The organism is Nocardia implantans (genome assembly GCF_035544775.1).
In the GTDB taxonomy this organism is placed as follows: domain Bacteria; phylum Actinomycetota; class Actinomycetes; order Mycobacteriales; family Mycobacteriaceae; genus Nocardia; species Nocardia implantans.
The window spans coordinates 139380-163596 of sequence record NZ_JAYKYQ010000002.1 but is presented as its reverse complement, the minus strand read 5'-3'; the positions used below and the strand labels follow the sequence as shown (position 1 = coordinate 163596).

Genomic DNA, 24217 nt, shown 5'->3' with positions numbered 1-24217 from the left:
TCAGCGAGCCGTCAAGAAGCGACGCCGGGTGGTCAAGGATCCGCAAACGACGCGCCCACCGGCCCGGTACCCGGCGTAGTCCTGGCATCGGCCCCGCAATTCGAGAAAGCGGGGGCGACCCAGGAGAACATCGTGACGCTGCTCGACATCATCCCGTCCTTGCGCTCGGGATCGTCTTCGCGCCTGGATGCCACGGTCTGGCCGCGAGAAACGCATTACGACGGCGACGGCGGGATCACCCTCGGCGGCGTCGCCCTCGCCGATATCGCCGATCAGTACGGCACGCCCACCTACGTCTTGGACGAGCAGGAGGTGCGGTCGCGCTGCCGGGCCTATCGCAAGGCTTTCCCGGAGGCCGAGATCATCTACGCGGGCAAGGCCCTGACTGTCCGGGCGGTGCTGGATTGGGTTACCCAGGAAGGGCTTTCGGTGGACGTGTGCTCGGCTGGCGAACTGGCCGTCGCGCTGGCGGCCGGGGTGGACCCCGCCCGCATCGTCCTGCACGGCAACGGGAAGTCGTTCGACGAACTGGCCGCCGCCGTGCGCGGCGGGGTCGGCCGGATCGTGATCGACTCGCACACCGAGATCACGCTGCTGTCCGCCCTGACCACGACATCGCAGCAGGTGCTGCTGCGGCTCTCGCCCGGCATCGATGTCCACGGTCACCCGGCCGTGCGCACCGGCGTACACGACCAGAAATTCGGCTTTCCGCTCGGCGGCGATTCGGCCGCCGAGGCGATCGACCGGGTGCTGCGCAGGCCGAACCTCACCCTGGTCGGCTTCCACTGCCATCTGGGCTCACAGATCCATCAGCCGGACCACTACGGCGAGGCGGTGCGGCGCATGGTCGCGGCGATGGCACAGGTGCGGCAAGACCACGGTGTCGTCTTGACCCAGCTGGATCTGGGCGGCGGCCACGCGGTGGCCTATCGCGGCGGCGACGCCGAAATGAACCTCGCCGAACTCGCCGACATCCTGGAGGACGCCCTCGACGCCGCCTGCGCCCGCCACCATTTCCCGCGCCCGGTGCTCGCGTTGGAACCCGGCCGCGCGATCGTCGCCCGAGCCGGGGTGACGCTGTACCGAGTGCTCTCGATCAAACACGTCGAGGGCGGGCACACCTACGTCACCGTGGACGGCGGGATGAGCGACAACCCGCGCGTCGCGCTGTACGGCGCGCGCTACGACGCGGTGGTCGCCAACCGTCACCCGTGCGGCCCGCAGATGACCGCGACGGTCGCCGGTCGCTTCTGCGAGGCGGGCGACATCCTCGCCGCCGACGTGCGGCTGCCCGCCGATCTGCGTCCCGGCGAAGTGCTGGCGGTGCCGTGTACGGGCGCCTACCACCACAGCTTGGCTTCGTCCTACAACAGTGTCGGGCGTCCTCCGATCATCGCCGTTCGCCACGGCCGCGCCCGCGAACTGATCCGCAGGGAGACGACAACCGACCTGCTCGCCCGTGAGGTCGGGCGCTGATCCGGCCGTCCGCTCAGCGGCGCCTGGTGCCGAACAGGCCGCGGGTGATCTCACGTCCCGCCGCGCTGGCCGCCGAGCGCAGGAAGCCGCGCACCGCGGGATTCCGCATGATCCGCTCGGCGGCGGACTCCTCCTCCACGCGGGTCGCGCTGCGGCCGGGGACGGGCGCCGGTTGCGGCTCCCGCGGCGCCTCGGCGACCTTCGCGGCCAGCAGTTCGTAGGCCGACTCGCGGTCGATGGTCGCGGCGTACTTCGAGGCCAGCGGGCTGGACAGCGCCCGCGAGCGGATCGCGTCCGCGCCGATGGTGTCCATCAGCGACCGCGGCGGCCGCATCCTGGTCCAGGCCACCGGCGCCGGCGCGCCCTGCTCGGAGAGCACCGTCACGATCGCCTCGCCGGTGCCGAGGGAGGTCAGGGCCTGCTCCAGGTCGTAGACACCGGTCGTCGGATAGGTACGGACGGTCTTGGCCAGCGCCTTCTGGTCGTCCGGGGTGAACGCGCGCAGTGCGTGCTGGATGCGCGCGCCGAGCTGGGACAGCACCGGATTCGGGATGTCGGTGGGCAGCTGGGTGCAGAAGAACACACCCACCCCCTTGGACCGGATCAGTTTGACGGTCTGCTCCACCTGATCCAGGAACGCCTTCGAAGCGTCGGAGAACAGCAGGTGCGCCTCGTCGAAGAGGAAGACCAGCACGGGCCGGTCCACGTCGCCGACCTCCGGCAGGGTCTGGAACAGGTCGGCGAGCACCCACATCAGGAAGGTGGAGAACATCACCGGCCGCGCCGCGTCCGCGCCCAGCTCGAAGAGCGTGATCACCCCTTTCCCGTCCACCATCCGCACAAGGTCGGCCGGGTCGAGTTCGGGCTCGCCGAAGAACGTGTCGCCGCCGTCGGCCTCCAGATTCGCCAGTGCGCGCAGGATCACGCCGGCGGTGGCCGCGGAGACACCGCCGATACCTTTCCGGTCGTCCTTGCCCTCCGGGCTGGTCAGGTGGGTGATCACGGCGCGCAGGTCCTTCAGATCCAGCAGCGCGAGACCGTTGCGGTCCGCCCAGTGGAAGATCAGGCCGAGGGTGGATTCCTGCGTCTCGTTCAGTCCGAGCACCTTGCTCAGCAGCACCGGACCGAACGAACTGATCGTCGCGCGGATCGGAAGCCCGGCCCCGGCGGTGCCCAGCGAGACGAACTCGGTGGGGAAGCCGGTCGGCGCCCAGTCCGCGCCCGTCTCGGCGATGCGCGTGGCGAGTCGTTCGCTCGTTCGTCCCGGCTCGGCCAACCCCGACAGATCGCCTTTGACATCGGCCAGCACCACCGGAACCCCGGCGCTCGACAGTTGCTCCGCGAGGCTTTGCAGGGTTTTCGTCTTTCCCGTTCCGGTCGCCCCCGCGACCAAGCCGTGCCGGTTCATCATCCGCAACGGGATACGGATGCGCGCGCCGGGATCCACCGTCCCGTCGACCACGACGGTGCCCAGATCCAGCGCATCCCCTTCGAACGCGTAGCCTGCGGCGATCTCCCCTGCGGCGGCCTGGCCCTCGGACGGTTCGTCCCGCCTCTGCGCACCGGCTCCGCCCGCTGTCTGCTCGGCCAGTTCCCGTTCCGCCGCCTCCGCGGCGGCTGCCGCCTCCGCCGCGATCCGCGCCGCCTCGTCGGCCGCTTTACGCGCCGCGGCCGCCTTCTCCTGCGGAGTGGTCATCGCACGTCTCCGTCCTGGCTCGACCCGACTGCTTCACTCACTGTTTGCCGCGGCCCCGAAAACACCTGGTTGCGAACCAGAAGAAACTGTATCTCCGCTGGTCGAGTTCATGGCCACATCGGCGGCTTCGGGGTTGCCGTGCCGTACCGCCTGCACCGGCCCTTCGCCCGGCTAATGTTGCACGGGTGTCCGACAAATACATGGTGTGGATGGATTGCGAGATGACCGGCTTGCGCTTGGACAGCGACAAGCTGATCGAAGTGGCCGCACTCGTGACCGACAGCGATCTCAACATCCTCGGCGAGGGCGTGGACATCGTCATCCACGCCGACGACGACGCGCTGGCCGCGATGCCCGCCGTGGTCGCCGAGATGCACGCGCGGTCCGGGCTGACCGATGAGGTCCGCCGCTCCACCGTCACCCTCGAAGAGGCCGAGCATCGCGTGCTCGACTACATCCGCCAGTACATCCCCACCCCGCGCACCGTGCCGCTGGCCGGCAACTCGATCGCCACCGACCGCGGTTTCATCGCCAGGGACATGCCGCTGCTCGATGCCCATCTGCACTACCGGATGGTCGACGTGAGCTCGATCAAGGAGCTGTGCCGCCGCTGGTACCCGCGTATCTACTTCGGCCAGCCGGAGAAGGGGCTGAGCCATCGCGCCCTGGCCGACATCCAGGAGTCCATCCGCGAGCTGGAGTACTACCGGCGCACCGCGTTCGTCGCACCGCCGGGCCCTTCCACCACCGAAATCGCCGCCGTGGCCGCCGAGGTGGCCGAGAGCGCCACGCAGCGGTCCGAATCGGCGCAGGTCAACGGGTCGCCAGACGCCGATTAGGGCCAGGGCGGGTTGACACGCTAATATCTAGCCCGCCGGTTCTTCACCGGCGATGGTGAGCGTAGTTCAGTTGGTAGAGCACCAGGTTGTGATCCTGGCTGTCGCGGGTTCGAGTCCCGTCGCTCACCCCAGGTGTCGCGGTGTGCGAACCGTCCTCCGGGGCGGTTCGCACACCAGACCAGCCTCTTCCTCTCTGTTCATCCGCCACAGCGGAGGCTTCGCGGAATCCTCCCAGCGTCGGCGACGGCGCGAAATGGTCGTCGGCCTAGCACGACCTGATCGACGGTGTGCGTATGACCGCGGTGCCGAGCGGCTTTCCGAAGTATGTCCTGGCCACGAGCAACGCCCGCCAGCAGGCCGATCGCAGCCGTTTCACCGCAGGCGGCGCTCGCCAGGCAGCCGCCGATGCTGCCGCGGCACCGAGCCACGACGGCTTTCCCACTGCGCCCCAATCCTTTCCACCGCGCGCCCATTCGCCGCGATGTGAAACAAATCCACTCCAGAATCCGCCACTCGTCCGTAGACTGCGGTGCACGTGGGACGGTGTCGCTGGGGCGCCTTCCCGGTTCGACCAGAAAGACACACCTCGTGATGCGTTCCGCGGTAATCGCAGCCTTCGTCGGCGCCACCCTCGTCATCGGATCCAGCGGGACCGCGGTCGCGGGCATCGGACTGCCCACGCTGCCCGACTCCGGCTCGGCGTCGAGCGGATCGGCGGGCGGCCTGGCCACCACCGGTTCCTCCGGCACCGGTTCGGCGGGCAGCAAGCTGCTGTGCGCCGCCACCGGCAGCGCCATCGCGATCCTGGGCGACGCCCAATTAGGGTGCAACATGCTGCCGTGAACGCACCGTGAACGCCGAACGGGCCGCCGGATTCGCTCCGGCGGCCCGTTCGGCTTTGGTTTCGGCTCAGCGGTTGTCCTCGGCGTTACCCGCCTTCCAGACCGGCCACGGGATGTTCCAGTCACCCAAGCCGTCCACACCGGACAGGGTGCCGCCCACGGTGTTCTTCACGATCGTGATGTCACCGCGCTTGGCGTTCTGGAAGACCCACTGCGCGTTCGCCGGGCTGAGGTTCAGGCAGCCGTGACTGGTGTTGCTGTACCCCTGCGCACCCACCGACCACGGCGCGGAGTGGAAGAAGATGCCGCTGTAGGACAGCCGGGTCGCGAAGTCCACCGGCGTCTTGTACCCGTCGGGCGAATTGACCGCGACGCCGTAGGTCGAGGAGTCCATGATGATCTTCTCGTGCCGGTCGGCCACGATGTAGACGCCGTTGTCGGTGGGCGTGCTGTCCTTGCCCATCGAGGTCGGCATGGTGCGGATCACCTGACCGTTCAGCTCCACGGTCACCTGCTTGGTGTTGTCGTCGGCGGTGAAGACCATCGCGTCGCCGATGGTGAAGAACGAGTGGATGTTGTCCTGGCCGTACAGACCGTTGCCGAGATCGCGCCCGTAGACGTTCACATCGACGGTGACCTTCGTCCCCGGCGCCCAGAAATGCTCCGGCCGCCAGCGCACCTCACGATTGTTCACCCAATAGAACGCGCCCTCGACGGGCGGCTCCGTGGTGATCTTGATCGCATCCTGCGCGGCCTTCCGGTCGGGAATGTTCTCGTCGAACTGGACGGCCACCGGCTGGCCGATGCCGACGACCTCCGCCTCACCGGGGACGAGGTAGGGCTTGGTCTGGTTACCGGGCGAGCTCGTGGTGAAACTCAGCGTCGCGGAGTTCGCGCCGCCGAGCCCGATCGCGTCCGCCTTCAGCCGGTAGGTCTTGCCGTAGCCGAGCACCTCGGTGGTCTCCCACGACCGGCCGTCGGCGGCGAGCTTGCCCTCCACCGTCTTGCCCTGCGGACTGACCAAGGTCACATTGGTGAACTTGCCGTCCTCGACCTTGAACGCCAGCGGGACGCCGGGCGACACACCGACTTCACCGTCTTTCACCGGCGACATCAGTTTGGGCTTGATCAATTCCGTGATGGGGTTGCGGTCGATGGCCACCTGGGCCGCATCGGCGGCGTCGGACGCCGAACATCCCGTCGATGCCAGCGCGGCGACCGCCACGACGATCACCGGCCCCGCGAACGTGCGTAGCGACCACCGTTTGGCCGGCTTACGCTCGCGCCGACCCAGACCAACACTCATTTCAACCCCGTTTCAAAGTCTCGGTGCTCCAGGACACACCGATGGCTTCGGATGCCGACCGCCACGCCGCTCACCCCGCCGTGTACGCGGGCGGTCGAAACCACAATCGGACATTCTGCCAGTGCGTCACGTCCAGGCCAATGTGAACACCTCGTCCGTCACTGCAGCGTTACCACCCTCTAGATCAACACGCCGCACCCCCGCGTTACCGGCGCGGGAGGACATCACATCCGCGCCGGTCAGGACACGATTTCACTTCTGCGGCCCCAGCCTGTTAAGGTTTGTCCCGCACCGGAACACGGAGCAAGCGCCATTAGCTCAATTGGCAGAGCAGCTGACTCTTAATCAGCGGGTTCGGGGTTCGAGTCCCTGATGGCGCACAATTCGAGAACCGTGCCCTTGTCAGTCATCGGCTGGCAAGGGCACGGTTCTTTCGTCTCCACGGCGTCCCGATTCCCGTGACATCACCGTGACCTGGCCTCTTTCCCAGATGCACCTGCTGTCCCGATTCGGACAGCGATACGCCCGTCGCGGCCCTGAAATCCACCTCGGTGGCTGAAAAGTTCTGTGATGTACAGCACAAGAGGTTTAGCAGCAAACTCCCAGCTTGGATAACGATTCGGCAACCGCGCCCTGGGCGTTCCAAGATCGGCAGCACCTGCCATTCATGATCAGTTCACCCTCTGTTAACCATGCGTGACCATTCTGCAATCAGGTCACAAAGCGACCTGAAGTTTGGTCAGCCCGAGGAGTTGTAGACACCGATTCGGTAACGATCACACGGCAGGCACTGCCCGCCACGTGATCGGCGGAGCGGAATCCGGCAACGGACCCGCAATCCCATACTTCCGCCCGTCTCTCCGCATCGAGGATGCGGAGTCTCACGCGACAAGCGGCCGAGCCCCACCGAGGGCGATCCGGTGCCGTACGCACGAAGCGTCGCGTTCCGGGGACATCAGCGTCCCCCACAACAAAACCACACAACAGCACATGGCCGTTTCGGCGAACGCACACGAGCGTACGCCGCAGGATCCGTGCTGCCCAACTGCGGCCGGATCGAGTAAGTCCCCGATCAAGGAACCGATTCGCAATGCCTGACAGACGCCTTTCCGCCCTTCGTCGCCCCTCGCTCCGCGAAACCGTCACCGTCGGATTCGCCGCCGCCGGTGTCGTGGCCGTGGCCGCCTGCTCCGCGGCGTCCGTTGCCGACAACAGCGTCCCGTCTCGCATCGCCATGGTGGCCGAGCAGCAGCCGGAGGCAGTCGCCGCTCCGGTCGCCGCCGAGGTCGCCGCTCCGGCCGCAGAGGCGATCCCCGCACCGATGCCCGCACCCGCGCCCGCCCCGGCTCCCGCGCCCGCTCCCGAGCCTGCCCCGATGCCCGCCCCGGCCCCGCCGGTCTACCCGGACAACCTGGACGGCTGGATCCGCCAGGCGCTGGACATCATGTCGGCGAACGGCATTCCCGGCACCTACAACGGCATCTACCGCAACATCATGCGCGAGTCGACCGGCAACCCCCAGGCCATCAACCTGTGGGACTCCAACGCAGCCATGGGCATCCCGTCCAAGGGCCTGCTCCAGGTGATCGACCCCACCTTCGCCACCTACCACGTCGCGGGCACGCCCTTCGACATCTGGGACCCGGTCGCCAACATCGTCGCCGCCTGCAACTACGCGGCGCACCGCTACGGCTCGATGGACAACGTCAACAGCGCGTACTGAGCCATCCCGCCACGCAGCCTCCCCATCCATTGATGGGGAGGCTGTGGCGCTTTCCGGCCGATCCGCGCCGTCGGCCTGACGCGTCCCTCCGGCTCCCGGCCGTGCGCCGGGCGATCGACGGGCCGAGCTCCGGCCATAATGGTCGGCACACCTGCGACCACTGGACCTTGCCGTGACCGACTACGCACACAGCGACGCGGCCGCCAAGAGCCGCGCCGAGAAGGCGCGCCGGCTGGCGAGCTACCTCTGGCACCGAGGCATCACCGAACCCGAGGTGCTGGCGATGCCCGCGCCGATTCGGCGCAAACTGGCCAGGGCCGCCGGGACGAATCCGCCGAGCACCGACGAGACCTGGACCGCGGTGGCGCGACTGCTGACCGAGAAGGACGCCTGGGCCGCCCGCCATCCGCGGCATCCCTCGGCGCGGCGGGAGCACACCGACGAGAAGCTGCTCTGGGTGAAGCCGCCGATCACACCATGGACCTGATGATCCGCCAAATATGCTGTGCCGCAACATTTCTCACGTCTACTACAGAATTACGTAGAGTAGAGTTATGGACCAGCAGACCCAGCCGTCCCGATGACCGAGCGCAAGCCGCCGAAGCAGACCTTCGAATCGTGGGTCGACAAACAGATCCGCGAGGCGGCCGAGCGCGGCGAATTCGACAACCTGGCCGGCACCGGCAAGCCGATTCCCGGAGCCGGCACGACCCCCGACGAGGACTGGTGGTTGCGCGCGTATCTGCGCCGCGAAGGGGTCAGCGGTGACGCGCTGCTTCCTCCGTCGCTGGTGCTGCGACGCGATATCGAGCACCTGCCCGAGACCGTGCGCGACGCGACCGGCGAACGGGAGGTGCGCGCCGCCGTGAGCGAACTCAACAAGCGCATCGTGGACTGGCTGCGGATGCCGCAAGGGCCGTTCGTCCCGATCGCTCCGGTGAACGCGGACGAGATCGTCGAGCAATGGCGGCACGCGCGCGAAGCCGACCGGCCGCGGCGCGCGCAGCCCGGCCGTGCGGCCACCGCGGCCGCCCCGACGCCGGACGAACACATCGCGCCGCGCGCGCGCCGCCCGTGGTGGCGTCGATGGCGGCGGCACGGCACCGAAGCCGGATAGCGCCGCAACCGGCGATCAGGCGCCGAGCTCGGTCACCTGTTCCACCTCGGCGATCACCTTCTCCGCCAGCGCGCGCAGCGCCCGCGCCTCACCCGGCGTCATCAGCTCGACGAAGACGCGACGGACCAGATCGACGTGATTGGGCGCGGCACGCTCCAGCGCCACGCGCCCTTCCGGCGTGAGCTGCACGATGATGCCGCGAGCATCCTCCTCGGCGGGCCGCCGCTCGACCAGTCCGCGCGCGTCCATCCTGGCCAGATGCTTGGACAACCGGCTCTTCTCCCAGCACACCTCGGTGGCCAGCTCCTTGGCGCGCAGACACCCGTTGGGGGCCGCCGACAACGCCACCATCAACTCGTAGTCCGCCAGGGACAGGCCGTCCTCGGCCAACCCGGCGGAAATCGCCCCGTCCAAACGCTGGCGCAGCCGCACGTAGGCCTGCCACGTCGCCTGCTCGTCGTCACTCAACCACCGGACCATGGGAATGAAGTGTAGTCACGGTTGGTTGACATGGACACCAACTCCCGAGGAGGTCCCGATGCCCGCCGTCACCGTTCCCGACATCATGGTCCTGCCACGCCTCCCGCGCACCGACGCCACCCTGCGTGAACGGCCGGTGCGCAGCGTGGTCACCGCGCACAGACAGCGCGAAGGCGCCGGCTTCGAGGTGCGCAGGCCGTTCCCCAGCATGGATCTGCGCACGGCCGATCCCTTCATCCTGCTCGACCAGATGGGTCCGGTCGCCTATGAACCGCACGAGGCCAAGGGCGCGCCGTGGCATCCGCACCGCGGCTTCGAGACGGTCACCTACATGCTCGACGGCACCATGGTGCACCACGATTCACAGGGCGGCGGCGGCGTCATCGGCGAAGGCGACACCCAATGGATGACCGCGGGCTCCGGCATCCTGCACGACGAGGTCCCGCCGGAGGAGATGGTCGCCTCGGGCGGCTGGTTCCACGGCATCCAGCTCTGGGTGAACCTGCCGCGCGCGCTCAAATTCGCCACCCCGCGCTACCAGGACCTGCGCGCTCGCGAACTGACCCTGGTGAGTTCGCACGACGGCGGCGCGCTGGTCCGGCTGATCGCCGGCGAGGTCGGCGGATTCACCGGTCCCGGTTCGACATACACCCCGATCGCCTACGCCCACGCGTCGATCACACCCGGCGGAATCCTGGAAACGCCGTGGCCGCAAGAATTCACCGCGATGGCGTACGTGCTGTCGGGCAGCGGCACGGTCGGCGCGGAGCGCAGGCCACTGGCCGAGGGGCAGCTCGCCGTCTTCGGTCAGGGAGACGCGATCAGCGTGACCGCCGATGCGCGCCAAGACAATCGGACCGGAGCGCTGGAAGTCCTGCTGCTCGGCGGACGTCCGATCCGGGAACCGGTGGTGCAATACGGGCCGTTCGTGATGAACACGCGCGCCGAGATCATCGAAGCCATGGAGGACTACCAGGCCGGACGCATGGGAAACATCCCCGCCGAACACATCCGCGGCGCCGGGACGACCGCCTGAGCGGCCGCACCGGGTGTGATCCCCTAATCCCCTAGTTCCGTCCCCCCGAGGTTGACAACGGAGCGGCCCGTCACAACAGTGGATGCGGCGTCCGGTCGGACGCCCATCCACCGCAGCAACCACATAGAGGAATACATGAACGTTCGCCGGCTCTCCGTCAGCGCGGCCGTCGCGGGATTGACCTTTCTCGCGGCTCCCGCCGCCCTAGCCGCCCCTCCGTCCGGATCCGCCGGAACCGGCTCCTCGGCCGTCGACACCGGCTCCGCCGCGACCGGCTCGGCCGGTCTGTCGCAGACCGGTTCGGCCGGTGGCGCCTTCGCCAACTGCGACGACGCCCGTGCCGCCGGTCGCGCGCCGCTGTTCCGCGGCGAACCCGGCTTCGGCCCGCACCTGGATCCCGACGGCGACGGCTTCGCCTGCCCGACGGTCTGAACCGACCGCGAAACGACGACACCCGGTGGGCAGCTGCCCACCGGGTGTCGTCGTTTCTCCAGCTCAGCGGAAGATCTTGAGCAGCACCAGCCCGACGAAGACGGCGGCGGCGCCGATCAGGCTGTATTTCACCTTCGGCTCGTTCAGCTTCGAAACCACGATCTGCTTGGTGTCGTCCGCGATGCGATGCGGGTCCGCGCGTACCGCGAGTTCGTCGAGCGTGCTCGCCAGCCGAGTGCGGGCGGCCTCGATCTCCTGCTCGATCCGCTCGGTATCCCTTGCCACGTTCCACCCTCCTGTTGTCGATTGCCGCACCCGGTGCAGAATCACGCCGCACGCTCGGCCGTTCGCGCAGTACCCGGGGCTCGCGGACGAGTCTATCCGCCGCCACGCGGCGCGATCCGGCCGTGCGCGGATCTGCGGTCCCGACCTTCGGATACCGTGCTGGAGGTGACCACCAACCAACGACTCTCCCCGGGTGACACCGCCCCCGACTTCACGCTGCCCGACGCCGACGGCAAGAACGTCTCGCTGTCGGACTACCGCGGTCGCAAGGTGATCGTGTACTTCTACCCCGCCGCGAGCACGCCCGGCTGCACCAAGCAAGCCTGCGACTTCCGCGACAACCTGGCCGACCTGGACGGCGCGGGCATCGACGTGGTGGGCATCTCGCCGGACAAGCCCGCCAAGCTGGCCAAGTTCCGCGACGCGGAGGGACTGACCTTTCCCCTGCTGTCGGATCCCGATCGCGCCGTGCTGACCGCCTGGGGCGCGTACGGCGAGAAGACCATGTACGGCAAGACGGTCGTCGGCGTCATCCGCTCGACCTTCCTGGTGGACGAAGCGGGCAAGATCGCCCTCGCGCAGTACAACGTCCGCGCCACCGGTCACGTCGCCAAGCTGCGCCGCGACCTGTCGGTGTAGCCCACGGGGCAGCGAAAAGCCCGGCGCCGCAGGGGCGCCGGGCCGGAGTCGGGTGGATCAAGCCTGCAAAACCTGCTGGGCGGCCCATTGCGCCATCAGGCGAAGGTGCTCGTCCCACCAGTCCGCCGCTTCCGGGGTGAACGCCGCGGGCGGTGGAGCCTCACCGGGGAACAGCAACGCGCCGTCGGGCGCGCCCACCTGGCGATCGGACGGGATTCCGGTCCCCGGCACGAGCGGCTCCGGGGCCTCCGGCTCCGGCGCGACAGGGGCATCGGCGGCGACCAGCGGCAACGGACGGTGCCGCGGGGACGATCCCCAGCGCTGGTCCGGAAGCCACACTCCGGTCGTGGTGGCATCGCCACCGTGCGGGCCGTCGAACGACTCGTCCGCCTCGGTACCGGCGGGCCGGACCGGCTCCACCGGATGCGTCGCACCGGCGCCCTCGATCCTGGCGTCGGTCACGACGGTCGGCACCGACCGAGACGAATCGTTCAGCAGGTAGCTCCCGCCGATGACCATTCCGCTGGCCAGCACACCGGCCGCGGCGAACACCGCCACCCCGCCGCGCGGTCGATTCGACTCGCTCACCGGGCCTGCGTAGCTGTCCTGCTCCAGCCGTGCGCTCAACGCCGCGCCCGCGGCGGAGGCGAAAGCGCCTACGGTGCAGGGGATCACCGGAGCCCCGAATTTCTCGACCGCCGTCAGCACGGCCGAACCCGCGCCCGCCGAGCCGATCAGCGCCACCGCGTCCGGCCGCGCGCCGGCCGCGTCCAGCTGATCCCACGCGGCCGTGACGCCCATGCCGAGCGATCGCGGCGTCGCCCGGCCCGCCTGCCCCACCGCGGCGAGCACTCGGCGGCGGCCCCGGTCCACCAAAGTGAACGCGTGGTACCCGGGCACCACCTCACACACCAGCAGGTTGTCGTAGGCGTCCAGCCACGTCATCATGCTCGCCACGCTCAGGTGGGCCGATTTCACCGAGACCATCGAGGCGCTGTGCCACCGGCCCGCCGCCAATCTGGTCACGATGGCGCGCCGCTCCGCGGCGTCGCGATAGGCGACCGCCACACCACCGACTTCCCGCTCCGCGCCCAGGCCCGCGGCCACGGCGTCGAGCGCGGCCTCGACCGCTGCGGCCACGTCCGCCTTGCTGTCGCCGCCGGTTCGCTCGACCCGGCGCAGCAGCACTCGATCGGCCAGCTTCCTGCCGTCGGCGAGCGCCACCGCGTGCACGGCACCGCGTTCGGTCGAAACGCCGAGAGTCACCACAGATTCAGCTACCACTGATCACGCCTTCCCTCTGTGCATTGACCGAGCTCACGGGCTTGCCGAAAGCCATGAGCCCCATGGATTCCCCTGCTCGGAACACACGCCGCGATGCACGCGCGCTCGGTATATGTTCGATGCCGCATCGGTTACGGATGGGTAGCGGAAATCCAGCCGACTGGACGCGAACGGCGGATGCGCGTATCGCACGCTTGCCCCTACCGTTAGCCTGGATGCGTGGAAGTACGCGCGGAGGCCAGGGTGAAGCACCGTCTGGACCCTGCGTTGGAGCTGCAGGCCGACCCACAGGAGCTCATGCCGCGACGCCGGCCGACGCAGGAACGCAGCAAACGAAAGTTCGACGCCTTACTCCAGGCGTCCAGGGAGTTGCTCGTCGAGGTCGGGTTCGAGTCGTTCACCTGTGAAGAGGTGGCGGCACGGGCGGAGGTGCCGATCGGCACGCTGTATCAGTTCTTCGCCAACAAGTACGTCATCGTCTGTGAGCTGAATCGCCAAGACCTGGTTGCCGTTTCCCAGGAGCTGGCCGACTTCCACGGTGAGATTCCCTCCCTGGACTGGTTGCGGCACATGAACCAGTTCGTCGACCACTTGGCCAACCTCTGGATGACCGACCCGTCCCGGCGGGAGGTGTGGCTTGCCATGCAGTCCACGCCGTCCACCCGGGCCACCGGGGCGATCCACGAGAAGCAGTTCGCCGAGGTCGTCTCGCAGATGCTGCGGCCGCTCACGCCGCGCACGCCGAGGGCACGGCGCACCATGATGGCCGAAGTGCTGGTGCACGTGGTCTATTCGATGCTCAATTTCTCCGTGCAGGACGAGCAGAGCAGCGCCGAAGCGGTCGCCGAACTCAAGCGCCTGATGGTGGCCTACCTGCTGGTCGCGGAGAAGGAATCGCGTACCGGCGGCGAAGGATAACGGGTGGTCCCGGCCGCGACCGGGACCACCGCGCTGCTCAGCCCGCGCTGTCGCGGCCTTCGATGAGGTCGGCCAGCTCGCCCGGGTCCTCCAGCACCACCATGGCGGCGGCGGTGTCGCCGTCGTGCGTCAGCGAGAGGTGGACCCGCACCCGGGGCAGGAATTCCGCGGCCAGGCCGTGCAGCTTGATGCTCGGCCTGCCCCACGCGTCGTTGACCACTTCGATCAGCGGATACGGGTTGTCCCCGATCTGCGGGCGGCGGGCGAACCGCGACGACGCCCATGCTTTGAGCACCGCCTCTTTCGCCGCCCACCGCGCCGCGTAGCTGCGCGCCGGGTCGGTCCCTTTGCTCTGGCAGTAACGCCGCTCTCCCGCGGTGAAACTTTCCCTGAGCATGGTCGTTCCGGCGCGTTCGAGCTGTTCGGCGAACTCGGAGATGGTCACCAAGTCCAAGCCGATACCGAGGATCGTCATAGGCGGGCAGCCTACGACGTGCCCGGCGCGCCCGCGCGCGGACCCGGCGCGGCGAGTTGCCCCGCCGCGCTTCCGGTTACGCGCATCCGATGCCCTTCGCGCGGTAGGCCCCGTCCTGGTCCAAGCGCGCCTCCGGCGAGAGCAGCACGTCGGCCTCCAGCTGCCGTGCCCGCTGGGACGGGGTGCCCTCACCGCCGAGCCTGCGATCCGCGGGACGCTCGTACAGCGGAGCGCCGCCGCACATCGCCTCCACGAACCGCTGCCGTCCGGCCAGCTGACGCTCCTGCGCCCTGCGCTGGTACTCCTCGCGCCGCCCTGGCTCGATGGCCTGGATGAACGCCTCCGGGTGCACCACCGCGAGCAGACCGTTCACGTGGCCGAAGCCGAGCGAGGTGACCAGACCGGCCTTCAGCGGAAGGCGGCCACCCAGGCGCAGCGGTTCGCGCAGCCACACCAGGTGCGGGAAGGCGAGCATCTTCTCGTCGACGCAGTCGAGGCTGCGGTTCGGCGGGATGACGCCCTGTTCCAGCACCTGGCACAGGCCGATGAGCTGGAAGGCGGCCGCGCCGCCCTTCGCGTGCCCGGTGAGGCTCTTCTGCGAGACGACGAACAGCGGAGCGCCGTCCGAACGTCCGATGGCCGTCGCGAGACGCTCGTGCAGTTCGGACTCGTTCGGGTCGTTGGCAGCGGTGGAGGTGTCGTGCTTGGACACCACCGCGATCTCGTCCGGGGTGACGCCCAGCTTGCGCAGTTCGGTCGCCAGCCTGGACTCCGTCCCGCCACGACCGGCGCCCAGCGCGCCCAGACCGGGAGCCGGGATGGAGGTGTGCACGCCGTCGGCGAAGGACTGCGCGTAGGCCACCACGCCCAGCACCGGCAGACCCATCTCCAGCGCGACGCTGCCGCGCGCCAGCAGGATGGTGCCGCCGCCCTGGGATTCGACGAATCCGCCGCGGCGGCGGTCGTTGGCGCGGGAGAAGTACCGGTCGCTGATGCCCTTGGCGCTCATGGCCGCGGAATCCGCGGTGGCCGACATGTCGCCGAAGCCGACGATGCCCTCGATGCCGAGATCGTCGTAACCGCCGGCCACGACCAGGTCGGCCTTGCCGAGCCGGATCTTGTCGACGCCCTCCTCGACCGACACCGCGGCGGTGGCGCAGGCCGCCACCGGGTGCACCATCGCGCCGTAGCTGCCGACGTAGGACTGCACCACGTGCGCCAGCGCCACGTTCGGCAGCGCCTCCTGCAGGATGTCGTTCGGGCGCGACTCACCCAGCAGGTTGTCGATGTACAGCGAGCGCATCGAGGACATGCCGCCCATGCCGGTGCCCTGCGTGTTGGCGACCAGCGAGGGGTGCACCCAGCTCATCAGCTCCGCGGGGCTGAATCCGGAGCCGATGAACGCGTCCACCGTGCAGACGATGTTCCACAGCGCGACCCGGTCCACCGAAGCGGCCATGTCGGGCGAGATACCCCAGATGGTGGGGTCCCAGCCGGTCGGGATCTGGCCGCCGACGGTGCGCGAGAGCTTGGCCCGGCGCGGCACGCGGATCTCGGTGCCCGCCTTGCGCGTCACCGTCCAGTCGCCGGAGCCCTCGACCGGCGTGATCACCGTGTGCTCCGGGTCGGCGGCGTAGAAGGCGCGGGCCTCGGCCTCGCCGCCCACCGTGAACGACAGGTCCTGGTCGAGGAAGACCGAGGTCATCAGCGGCGCCGAGTTGTCGGTCATGGCGCCGTCGTCCTCGTAGCGCCGCACACCGCACCGGGCGACGACGGCGTCGTGGTAACGCTCGGCCAGCTCGTGCTCGGGCACGTAGTCACCGGACGCGGCGTCGTACCAGCCCGGCTTCGGGTCGTTCTCCCAGGTGACCATGCCGGTGGTCCAGGCGAGTTCCAGCACGCCCGCCGCCGACAGCTCGTCGGAGACCTCCATCTCGAAGCGGGTGCGCGCCGAGCCGTACGGGCCGAGCTCGCCCGCGCCGACGATGACCACCATGTCGGCCGGGTCCGCGGTCACCTCGCCCCACTCGGGGACCGGCAGCGCGGAGGTCACGGTCGGCGGCGCGGGCAGCGCCGCGATCGTGCGGCCGGAGTCCGCGTCGGTCTCCGCCTCCGTCTGCTCCGCGGCCTGCTTGGCCAGCGCGGGCAGGTCCAGCTTGGCCCTGGCCAGCCCGCCGGTCAGGTCGATCTGCTGCGGGCCGCTCGCGGTCACCTGACGGGCCCGCGAGGTGCACCACTTGAGCAGCTCGTCGGCCATCTCGGTGGTGGACCAAGTCTGCACGCCCGCCTTCTCGACCGCCTCGACCATCGGGTCGTTGTGGCCCATCAGGCCGGTGCCGCGCACCCAGCCGATCAGGGCGTGCACCAGGGTGACCCGGCTCGACCACGACTTCTCGGCCCGCCACTTGGCGACCACCGCGTCCAGCGCAGCCTTCGACTCGCCGTAGGCTCCGTCGCCGCCGAACATGCCCCGGTTGGGCGAACCCGGCAGCACCACGTGCAGTTTCGCGTCCACGTCGTGATCGGCGCCCAACTTGGACAGCCCGCCGATCAGCCGTTCGACCGACCACAGCAGCACGCGCATCTCCATCTCGGCGCGCGCGCCCGCGTCGGCGAGGTCACCGGCCACCCGCGGCGCCGCGAACGGCAGCAGCAGGGTGGGCGTCATCGCGTCCTTGATCTTGATCTTCGCGCCGCCCGCGCTGTCGACCTGCTCGGTGCCGATCCAGTCGATCAGGGCATCGACGTCCTGGTAGGACGCCATGTTGGCGGGAACGACCCACAGTGCCGCGCCGTGACGGGCGTTGTCGCGGTAGAGCTTCCGGTAGAAGGCGAGACGTTCGTCGTTGAGCGACGAGGTGGTGACCACCACCGTGGCGCCACCGCTGAGCAACCTTCCGGTCGCCGCCGCGGCGATCGATCCCTTGCTCGCGCCGGTGATCACCGCGATGTCGGAGGACCACAGACCGGGCTCCTCCGTGCTCAGGGCCGCCTCGGCGATGCGCTCGTACAGTCCGGCCAGCACCGAACGCGCCTCGTGCATCGCCCGCTGCCGCCACCAGTTGGCTTGGGCTGCAACGGCTTCACCCGCGCCGATGAACCCGGTGACCGGCTGGTCGGCACTGTCGGAGTCGTCGGCGAGCCACAGTCGGGCCAGATCCTCGCGCGCGGTGGCCCACCGGTCGTCCAGCAGCACCGCCTTGCGGGCGTCGAACGCAGGCGCGACCAGACGCGGCCAGTCCGAACCGAGTTCGGCCGACACCAGATCGACCAGGGAGTCCTCGGTGGCTTCCGGCGCGGACACGCGCTCGGACAAACCGAGCTGTTCGAGCACGACGCGCGCGGCCGTGGCCAGCACGCCGTCGCGGCCGGTGATCTGCTCGGTGAATTCGCCCAGCGCGGCGGCGTCGACGGTCGCACCGCCACCCCCGCCCGCCGAAGGCAGCGACACCGCGACACCGCGGCGGGCCGCGACGGCCTGCACGGCCGCGTCGATGGCCGCGTCGACCGAGGCGGCGTCGCCGAGCGCGCCGGAGACCAGCCCGCCCAGGTCGCCACCGCGCACGCTGGTGCCTTCCCTGGTGCCGAGCGACACCTCTGCGGTCACGTGGCTGGCCCAGCCGTCGCCGAGTTCCCAGACCTTCTTGACCCGGTCCGCGATGGCGGCCGGACGCTTGCCGGACGGGCCGAAGACCTTGCGCAGATGGTCGCCGATGGCGTCGGTGAGCACCGTGCCGAACGGACGGTAGGTGCGGGCGAGCCGCTCCACCGTCGCCGACAGCGCGCCCATGTCGGCGTCGGCGGCGCCGTCGATCGCGCCGAGCGACAGCTCGGAGCCGAGGTCGACCAGCAGCTGGTTACGCCGGGAGGACACGCCGTCGCACAGGCCCTCGATGGTGTCCACCGGGCCGATCTGGTCCAGCCGCAGCTTGGTCCACAGCGCGATCAGCACGCGCGTCGCGTCGGCGGCGGTGAAGGCGATGTCGTCCGGACGCGGCCCGCCCGAACTCGGCGCGGGCGCGGCCACGGGGGCGGCGGCGACCGCTGCCGGAGCCGCGGCGGCGGCCGGCTCGTCCACCGGCTCGTCGACCGGGGCGGGATCGGTGTCGGTCGCGTAGACGATCGCCGCCTCGCGCTCGATGTTGAGCACCTCCACCTTGGCTCCGCCGAAGGCGGGCAGCTTCAACGTCTGGCTGGCCAAGTTGGCCACCGTCGGCGTGGCGCCGAGACCGATCTCGACGAACCGCTCCACTCCGAGCCCACCCTGCGCGGGGTCGGTGAACAGCAGGTCCTGGGTCTCGATCCAGCGCACCGGGCTGGCGAACTGCCAGGCGAGCAATTCGATCAGCACCACGCGGCACAGGTCGACCGGCCGCGCCGCCCAGCTGTCGAAGTCGGCCAGCACCTCGGTGAGCGGCTCGGACGGCACCAGGTCCGCGATCTCCTGCACGAACGCCCGCTCCAGCGAGAACAGCCTCGGCACCAGGTTCGGGATGTAGCGGCCGACCAGGGTCGCCGGGTCCAGGTCCACCGGCAGCAGCTGTTCGAGCTTCTGCCGGAACTCCGGAACGCCCTTGCGCAGCACCGTCGAGTGGAACGGCACATCGATGCCGGGGACCAGGATGAAGGCGCGCTTGCCGCCGAATTCCGCACGGCGGCGGTCGATCTCCTGCTCCAGCGCGTCCAGCCCGGCCACCGTGCCCGCGATCGCGTACTGCGAACCGCGCAGGTTCAGGTTGACCACCTCGAGGAACTCCCCGACCCGATTCCCGACTTCGTTGACGAAGTCGACGACCTCCGCGTCGGGCAGTCCGATCTGCGAGGGCCGGATGGCAGCCATCCGGTAGTCGCTGCGTCCCTGCGCGTCCCGCGGCACCAGCTCGTGCATCGCGGAACCGCGCTGGAACACCACCTCGAGCACCGCCTCCAGCGGCAGCACTCCGGCGACGGCGGCCAGCGCGTTGTACTCGCCCACCGAGTGGCCCGCGAGCAGCGCGCCCTCGACGAACGCGCCGGACTCGCGCAGCTCCGCCATCTGGGCGACGCCGAGGGTCGCCATGGCGACCTGGGTGAACTGGGTCAGGTGCAGCACGCCGTCCGGGTGCCGGTGCTCGACGCCGCGCGCCTTCAGGTATGTCGGGTTGTCCCGCACCACGGCGAGAATCGAGAAGCCAAGCGCCGCACGGGTGTGCTTGTCGGCGCGGTCCCAGATCTCCTTGGCCGCCTTCGACCGTGAGCGGGCGTCCAGCCCCATCCCCTTGCGCTGGATACCCTGGCCGGGGAAGGCGTAGACGGTCTTCGGCGCCGCGGTGCGACCGGTGGCGGTCATCACCAGCTCGCCTTCGGTGCGGCAGGAGACCTCGACGATCTCGCTGCCGGCGTCGAGCGCGACGCGCTCGACGCGCACATCGATCTGCGCGCCGGGGCGGACCATGCCCAGGAACCGGGTGGTCCATGCGGTCAGCGTCCGCGCGGGTACCGAACTCGCCGGATCCACCGCCGATACGACGTGCTGCGCGGCCGCCGACAGCCACATGCCGTGCACGATCGGACCGCCGAGCCCGGCGAGCTTGGCGGCGGCATCGCTGGTGTGGATCGGGTTGTGGTCGCCGGAGACGGCGGCGAAGGCGTGCATGCTTCGCGGAGCCACGATCGTGACGTCGCGGCGACGCCGGCGCGGGGTGTCGGTGGCGGCGTCGGACACCGTGCCCGCCGCGCGCGGCGGATCGGCGAGCTCGCCCGCTCCGGTGCGTCCGCGGATGGCGAACCGTTCGGTGAGGGTGGCCAGCACCGGCATCGACATCCCGGTCTCGGGCTTGTCCAGCATGGCGGTGATCCGCACGTGCACCTCGACCACGCGGCCGAGGTCGGTGTCGACGGTCTCCCCCGCCTCCGCGCGCACCGCAAGCACGCTGGTCTCGGCGGGCAGCGCACCGGCGAGATGCACCTGGTGGTCCAGGTGGACCAGGTCGAGCATGCCCTCGATGACGCTCTCGCCCCGCGCGGTGCGGGTCGCGCCGAGCACCGCGAACACGGCGGGCCAGCACGCGCCGACCAGCACGTCGGGCACGGTACGGCCGAGCGTGCTCAGCGTGGCGGGCAGGCCGGAGCCGGTGACCCCGGCGTGATCGGCGATCAGGTCCGGCGTCCAGGCCAGGTTCACGTGGGCGACCTTGCCCTTGACCTCGGGCAGGTCCTGGCCCGCCGCGACCGCGAGCAGCGCGGACATGGCCTCGTCGGCGTCGGCCTCGGTGACGACCGGGGCGCCGCCGTTGTAGACCGAGGTCGGCACGGTGATCCGGATGCGGACCGCGTTGCCCGCCAGCAGCGGGACGGTCAGCTCAACGTAGGCGTGCTCCGGCTCCGGACCGGTGGTCTCGACCAGCGTCGCGCCGCTGGGCGGATGCACCGCGCCCTTTCCGTCGACGACCCACTCGGACAGGTCGCCGAGCCGGTGCACCGGGCTGATCGCGGTGCGCCCGGCCCACTGCACGTCGGGGGCGGCGAGCACGGCGTCGATCGGGCCGCCGGTGACGCCCGCCGTGCGGCGCGCGTCCACGGGGACCGGGGCCACGCCCGCGCGCACCAGGGAGTACGCGGTGTCCTGTTCGAAGCGGTCGAGCAACTCGCCCACCGGCTCGTCGACCCGGGTGATGCCCGCGACCGAGACCGTGCCGGGGATGACGCACACCTGATCGGCCGAGTAGCGCGGATCGTGCGCCTGCCACAGCGAATCCGAGCGCCACCAGCGGCGCACGTCGCCGTCCACGACCGGAACGAAGTTCACCGGCTTGCCGGGGGTCTTGCACAACGCGATGAAGAACGGGACGTCGGCCGGGTGCAGCAGCGTCTGCGCCGTAGCGGGGTAGGCGTCCTTCAGCGCGCACAGGGCGCCGACCGGGTCCTCGAAGTCCTCGTCACTGGCGAACAGGGTGGGGATCTCGCCGCGGTCGGCCGGGTGCAGCCGAGACTCGGTGCGGCGCACCATCTCCGCGAACCGGTCGCGCCAGGTGATGTCCAGCCACACCGAACGGGTGGCCTCCGCGATCGCGTCGCCCAGGTCGCTGCCGCAGTCGAAGTCCTTGCGGCGGTCCAGCCCGACGGCGAGCTCGATGTAGCGCTCCAGCCACTCCTGGTAGGTCATGGTGGACAGGTCGCCGAAGTACGGCTTGGCGGTGGCGTTCAGCGCCGCGATGATCTCGTCCCGGCGCGCCGCGACCGCGTCGGCGTCACCCGCCACCTCGTCCAGCAGCCGGCCGGTGCGCGAAGCGGCGTTGTCGATCTCGTGGATGTCGGCGCCCAGCTGGCTGCGGCCCGAGGCCATGCCGCCGGACGCGGTGCCCGCACCGACCCAGTCCGGGGTGCCGGGGGTGTCCACGAGCAGTTGCTTGACCTCAGGCGCCGTGGTGGCTTCCAGCGTGGCCATGGCCGCGGTACCGACCAGAACGCCGTCCAGCGGCATCACCGGGTAGCCGTGCCGCACCGCCCACTGGCCGGTGAGGTACTCCGTGGCGCGCTCGGGCGTTCCGATGCCGCCGCCGACGCACACCACCACGTTGGCGCGGTTGCGCAGCTCGGCGTAGGTCTCCAGCAGCAGGTCGTCCAGGTCCTCCCAGGAGTGGTGACCGCCGGCCTTGCCGCCCTCGATGTGCATGATCACCGGGTAGTCCGGCACCTCGTCGGCGATGCGAAGCACGGCCCTGATCTGGGCGACGGTGCCCGGCTTGAACGCGACGTGGCTGATCCCGACCTCGGTGAGCTCCTGGATCAGCGCGACGGCTTCCTCCAGCTCCGGAATGCCCGCGGTCACGATGACGCCGTCGAACGGGGCGCCCGCCGAACGGGCCCGCTGCACCAACCGCTTGCCGCCCAGCTGCAGCTTCCACAGGTACGGATCGAGGAACAAGGAGTTGAACTGCACCGAACGCCCCGGATGCAGCAGCTTCTTCAGCTCGGCAACCCGGTCGGCGAAGATCTGCTCGGTGACCTGTCCGCCACCGGCCAGCTCCGCCCAGTGGCCGGCGTTCGCCGCGGCCGCGACGATCTTCGCGTCGACTGTCGTGGGGGTCATGCCGGCGAGCAGGATCGGCGAGCGTCCGGTCAGCTTGGTGAAGGCGGTCTCGACCACGATGCGCCCGTTGGGCAGCCGCACCGGCCGCGGCGCGAACGCCGACCAGGGGGTCGCAGGCTCCGGCGCGGCGCCCGGGGTGAGCAGGCTGCGCTGACCGGCGCGGGTGGCGGCGGCGACGATGCCGAGGCCGGTGCCCTTCAGCGTGCCGCCCGTGACGCGGGAGAGCAGGTCGCCGGGGCCGAGGTCCAGAATCCACTCCGCGCCTGCGGAGATCACGCCTTCGACGACCTCCACCCAGTCGATCGGATCGACCAGGATCTGCCGCGCCAGCTCGCCCGCCAGTTCCGCGTCCAGGCCGCACTGGGTGGCCCAGCTGCTCACCAAGTCCACCGTGTCGGCCAGCGCCGGGTGGTGGAACGCCACGTCGACGGCCACGTCCTCGAAGACCGGAGCGAACACCGAGCCACCGCGCACCTTGGCGTCGCGTTCGCGCGCCTGCTCGTCGTGGAGCTGCGCACACCGCTGCCGCACCCGCTCCAACTGCGCGGGCGGCCCGGACAGCACCGCGCGGCGGCGTCCGTTGCGGATCGAGACCACCACGGCGGCGGCGGGATCGGCTCCCGCGCACACCTCGGCCACCACGGCGCGCAGCTGCTCGGGATCGACGTTGGACACCGCGACCATCGGCGAGCGCTCGCCCACCGGCATCAGCCCGCGCCGACGCGCCACCAAACCCGCTGCGGCGCCGATCATCTGGGCCACCGCGAGCAGCTCCGCGTCGCGGGCGCCACCGGCTTCCACCGCCGCGGCGGCGAGCAGGCCCTGCGAGTGCCCGACGATCGCGACCGGCGCGTGCTCGGCCGGATCCAGACCCTGCAGGCGCAGCGCCCGCACGGCCGCCACCTGGGTCAGCAGCACACCGGGCATGGACACCGCCGCCGAGCGCAGCACCGCCTCGGACGGGGCCGCGGACGCCTCGCCCTCGTCGCCGTCGGCGAGCTCGTTCTCGAGCATCCACCCGATGGGATCGAAGCCGACGGGACGGACCACCAGCAACTGCGCCGCGACCGGCTCGAGCAGCGTCGCCGCCTCGTTGACCAGTGCGGTCAGCTCCGGCTCCAGCGCGCTGTCGCGCCCGATCTCCTCCAGTTCACGCAGCCACTGCGCGCCCTGCCCACCGAAGGCGAGCGCGTACGGCACGCCGCCGAGCAGACGATCCAACAGCGGCGACCGCGCCCCGCCCGACGCGGCCTTCCCGGCGGCGCCGGCCACCTTCGTGCTCTGTCCGGACTCGGTCTTGGTGCTCTCGTTGATCGTCAAGACGCTTCGACTTCCTTCTCCATGCGACATGCCTCGGCGACACGCCGGTCCCTACCGGTTCACGAGTGATCGCGGGTGATCGGCCTGATAGGGGCGAGGATGGCACAAAATCATGAGGAAATCCTCACGTTTGCCTCCGGGCGTGGCCGCTACTTAGGAGTATTTCAGTACGTACGTACCAGAATAGTCGTGAACATGACTCCGCCTCATGTTTGAACTCCCTGGTCCATCGGGTTACCAACGCGTACGAAACATGAGTGCCCCTCATATTGAGGTTC

General features: G+C 69.9%; 17 protein-coding genes and 2 tRNA genes. 12 read left to right on the top strand and 7 right to left on the bottom strand.

Annotated features, from left to right (window positions below):
* Nucleotides 1-132: 132 nt before the first annotated feature.
* Entirely contained in the window at nucleotides 133-1476 is a 1344-nt protein-coding gene (lysA, locus tag U3653_RS05020) for a diaminopimelate decarboxylase (protein WP_195077446.1), read from the top strand.
* A gap of 13 nt (nucleotides 1477-1489) precedes the next feature.
* Here the strand turns inward: lysA and U3653_RS05015 are convergent, their stop codons facing one another.
* Nucleotides 1490-3172: a helicase HerA-like domain-containing protein gene (locus U3653_RS05015; RefSeq protein WP_195077445.1), complete on the bottom strand. Its 1683-nt coding sequence runs from the start codon at nucleotides 3170-3172 to the stop codon at nucleotides 1490-1492.
* Nucleotides 3173-3372: 200 nt separating this feature from the next.
* Here U3653_RS05015 and orn point away from each other — a divergent pair, with 200 nt between their 5' ends.
* The 3 genes from orn (at nucleotide 3373) to U3653_RS05000 (ending at nucleotide 4854) form a co-directional block, all read left to right on the top strand.
* Nucleotides 3373-4011 (top strand): oligoribonuclease, encoded by a 639-nt coding sequence (gene orn / locus U3653_RS05010; protein WP_397070126.1) that lies wholly within the window; start codon nucleotides 3373-3375, stop codon nucleotides 4009-4011.
* 55 nt (nucleotides 4012-4066) lie between these two features.
* Nucleotides 4067-4142, top strand: a tRNA-His gene (locus U3653_RS05005).
* Nucleotides 4143-4602: 460 nt separating this feature from the next.
* A complete protein-coding gene (locus tag U3653_RS05000) occupies nucleotides 4603-4854 on the top strand; it encodes a hypothetical protein (RefSeq protein WP_195077443.1) in 252 nt (83 codons plus the stop codon).
* A 66-nt stretch (nucleotides 4855-4920) separates the two neighbouring features.
* Here U3653_RS05000 and U3653_RS04995 read toward each other — a convergent pair whose 3' ends face one another.
* Complete coding sequence (locus U3653_RS04995; RefSeq protein WP_195077442.1) at nucleotides 4921-6159, bottom strand: L,D-transpeptidase; 1239 nt, start codon at nucleotides 6157-6159, stop codon at nucleotides 4921-4923.
* Between the two features lie 307 nt (nucleotides 6160-6466).
* On the opposite strand from U3653_RS04995, the gene U3653_RS04990 reads away from it, so the two are divergent.
* From U3653_RS04990 to U3653_RS04975, 4 genes are all read left to right on the top strand, one after another.
* Nucleotides 6467-6539, top strand: a tRNA-Lys gene (locus U3653_RS04990).
* Nucleotides 6540-7249: 710 nt separating this feature from the next.
* Nucleotides 7250-7882 (top strand): transglycosylase SLT domain-containing protein, encoded by a 633-nt coding sequence (locus U3653_RS04985; protein WP_195077441.1) that lies wholly within the window; start codon nucleotides 7250-7252, stop codon nucleotides 7880-7882.
* Between the two features lie 172 nt (nucleotides 7883-8054).
* Entirely contained in the window at nucleotides 8055-8369 is a 315-nt protein-coding gene (locus tag U3653_RS04980; RefSeq protein WP_195077440.1) for a hypothetical protein, read from the top strand.
* Between the two features lie 93 nt (nucleotides 8370-8462).
* Nucleotides 8463-8999, top strand: a complete 537-nt coding sequence (locus U3653_RS04975; protein WP_195077439.1) for a DnaJ family domain-containing protein — start codon at nucleotides 8463-8465, stop codon at nucleotides 8997-8999.
* Nucleotides 9000-9014: 15 nt separating this feature from the next.
* On the opposite strand, the gene U3653_RS04970 is transcribed toward U3653_RS04975, so the two are convergent.
* Nucleotides 9015-9467 carry a MarR family winged helix-turn-helix transcriptional regulator gene (locus tag U3653_RS04970; protein ID WP_324722340.1) on the bottom strand — a complete coding sequence of 151 codons (453 nt, stop codon included), beginning with the start codon at nucleotides 9465-9467 and terminating at the stop codon, nucleotides 9015-9017.
* Between the two features lie 70 nt (nucleotides 9468-9537).
* Here U3653_RS04970 and U3653_RS04965 point away from each other — a divergent pair, with 70 nt between their 5' ends.
* Nucleotides 9538-10515 (top strand): pirin family protein, encoded by a 978-nt coding sequence (locus tag U3653_RS04965; protein ID WP_195077437.1) that lies wholly within the window; start codon nucleotides 9538-9540, stop codon nucleotides 10513-10515.
* Between the two features lie 135 nt (nucleotides 10516-10650).
* Complete coding sequence (locus U3653_RS04960) at nucleotides 10651-10947, top strand: excalibur calcium-binding domain-containing protein (RefSeq protein ID WP_195077436.1); 297 nt, start codon at nucleotides 10651-10653, stop codon at nucleotides 10945-10947.
* A gap of 63 nt (nucleotides 10948-11010) precedes the next feature.
* On the opposite strand, the gene U3653_RS04955 is transcribed toward U3653_RS04960, so the two are convergent.
* Entirely contained in the window at nucleotides 11011-11232 is a 222-nt protein-coding gene (locus U3653_RS04955) for a DUF3618 domain-containing protein (RefSeq protein WP_195077435.1), read from the bottom strand.
* Nucleotides 11233-11397: 165 nt separating this feature from the next.
* Here U3653_RS04955 and bcp point away from each other — a divergent pair, with 165 nt between their 5' ends.
* Nucleotides 11398-11871, top strand: coding sequence for a thioredoxin-dependent thiol peroxidase (bcp, locus tag U3653_RS04950; protein ID WP_195043242.1), 474 nt, complete (start codon nucleotides 11398-11400; stop codon nucleotides 11869-11871).
* Between the two features lie 57 nt (nucleotides 11872-11928).
* Here the strand turns inward: bcp and U3653_RS04945 are convergent, their stop codons facing one another.
* Nucleotides 11929-13155, bottom strand: a complete 1227-nt coding sequence (locus U3653_RS04945; RefSeq protein ID WP_195077434.1) for a DUF7159 family protein — start codon at nucleotides 13153-13155, stop codon at nucleotides 11929-11931.
* A gap of 297 nt (nucleotides 13156-13452) precedes the next feature.
* Between U3653_RS04945 and U3653_RS04940 the strand changes: the two genes are divergently transcribed.
* On the top strand, nucleotides 13453-14073 hold the full coding sequence (locus U3653_RS04940) for a TetR/AcrR family transcriptional regulator (RefSeq protein ID WP_323123958.1): 621 nt from the start codon (nucleotides 13453-13455) through the stop codon (nucleotides 14071-14073).
* 37 nt (nucleotides 14074-14110) lie between these two features.
* On the opposite strand, the gene acpS is transcribed toward U3653_RS04940, so the two are convergent.
* Both acpS and U3653_RS04930 read right to left on the bottom strand, forming a co-directional pair.
* A complete protein-coding gene (acpS, locus tag U3653_RS04935) occupies nucleotides 14111-14548 on the bottom strand; it encodes a holo-ACP synthase AcpS (protein ID WP_043721202.1) in 438 nt (145 codons plus the stop codon).
* Between the two features lie 76 nt (nucleotides 14549-14624).
* Complete coding sequence (locus U3653_RS04930; RefSeq protein ID WP_323123933.1) at nucleotides 14625-23939, bottom strand: polyketide synthase; 9315 nt, start codon at nucleotides 23937-23939, stop codon at nucleotides 14625-14627.
* Between the last annotated feature and the right edge of the window lie 278 nt (nucleotides 23940-24217).

Bases quoted from the DNA above. Each gene is read 5' to 3' on its own strand.
- U3653_RS05015 (WP_195077445.1), bottom strand. From the start codon at position 3,172: ATGACCACTCCGCAGGAGAAGGCGGCCGCGGCGCGTAAAGCGGCCGAC.
- orn (WP_397070126.1), top strand. From the start codon at position 3,373: ATGGTGTGGATGGATTGCGAGATGACCGGCTTGCGCTTGGACAGCGAC.
- U3653_RS05000 (WP_195077443.1), top strand. From the start codon at position 4,603: ATGCGTTCCGCGGTAATCGCAGCCTTCGTCGGCGCCACCCTCGTCATC.
- U3653_RS04995 (WP_195077442.1), bottom strand. From the start codon at position 6,159: ATGAGTGTTGGTCTGGGTCGGCGCGAGCGTAAGCCGGCCAAACGGTGG.
- U3653_RS04985 (WP_195077441.1), top strand. From the start codon at position 7,250: ATGCCTGACAGACGCCTTTCCGCCCTTCGTCGCCCCTCGCTCCGCGAA.
- U3653_RS04975 (WP_195077439.1), top strand. From the start codon at position 8,463: ATGACCGAGCGCAAGCCGCCGAAGCAGACCTTCGAATCGTGGGTCGAC.
- U3653_RS04965 (WP_195077437.1), top strand. From the start codon at position 9,538: ATGCCCGCCGTCACCGTTCCCGACATCATGGTCCTGCCACGCCTCCCG.
- U3653_RS04960 (WP_195077436.1), top strand. From the start codon at position 10,651: ATGAACGTTCGCCGGCTCTCCGTCAGCGCGGCCGTCGCGGGATTGACC.
- U3653_RS04940 (WP_323123958.1), top strand. From the start codon at position 13,453: ATGCCGCGACGCCGGCCGACGCAGGAACGCAGCAAACGAAAGTTCGAC.
- acpS (WP_043721202.1), bottom strand. From the start codon at position 14,548: ATGACGATCCTCGGTATCGGCTTGGACTTGGTGACCATCTCCGAGTTC.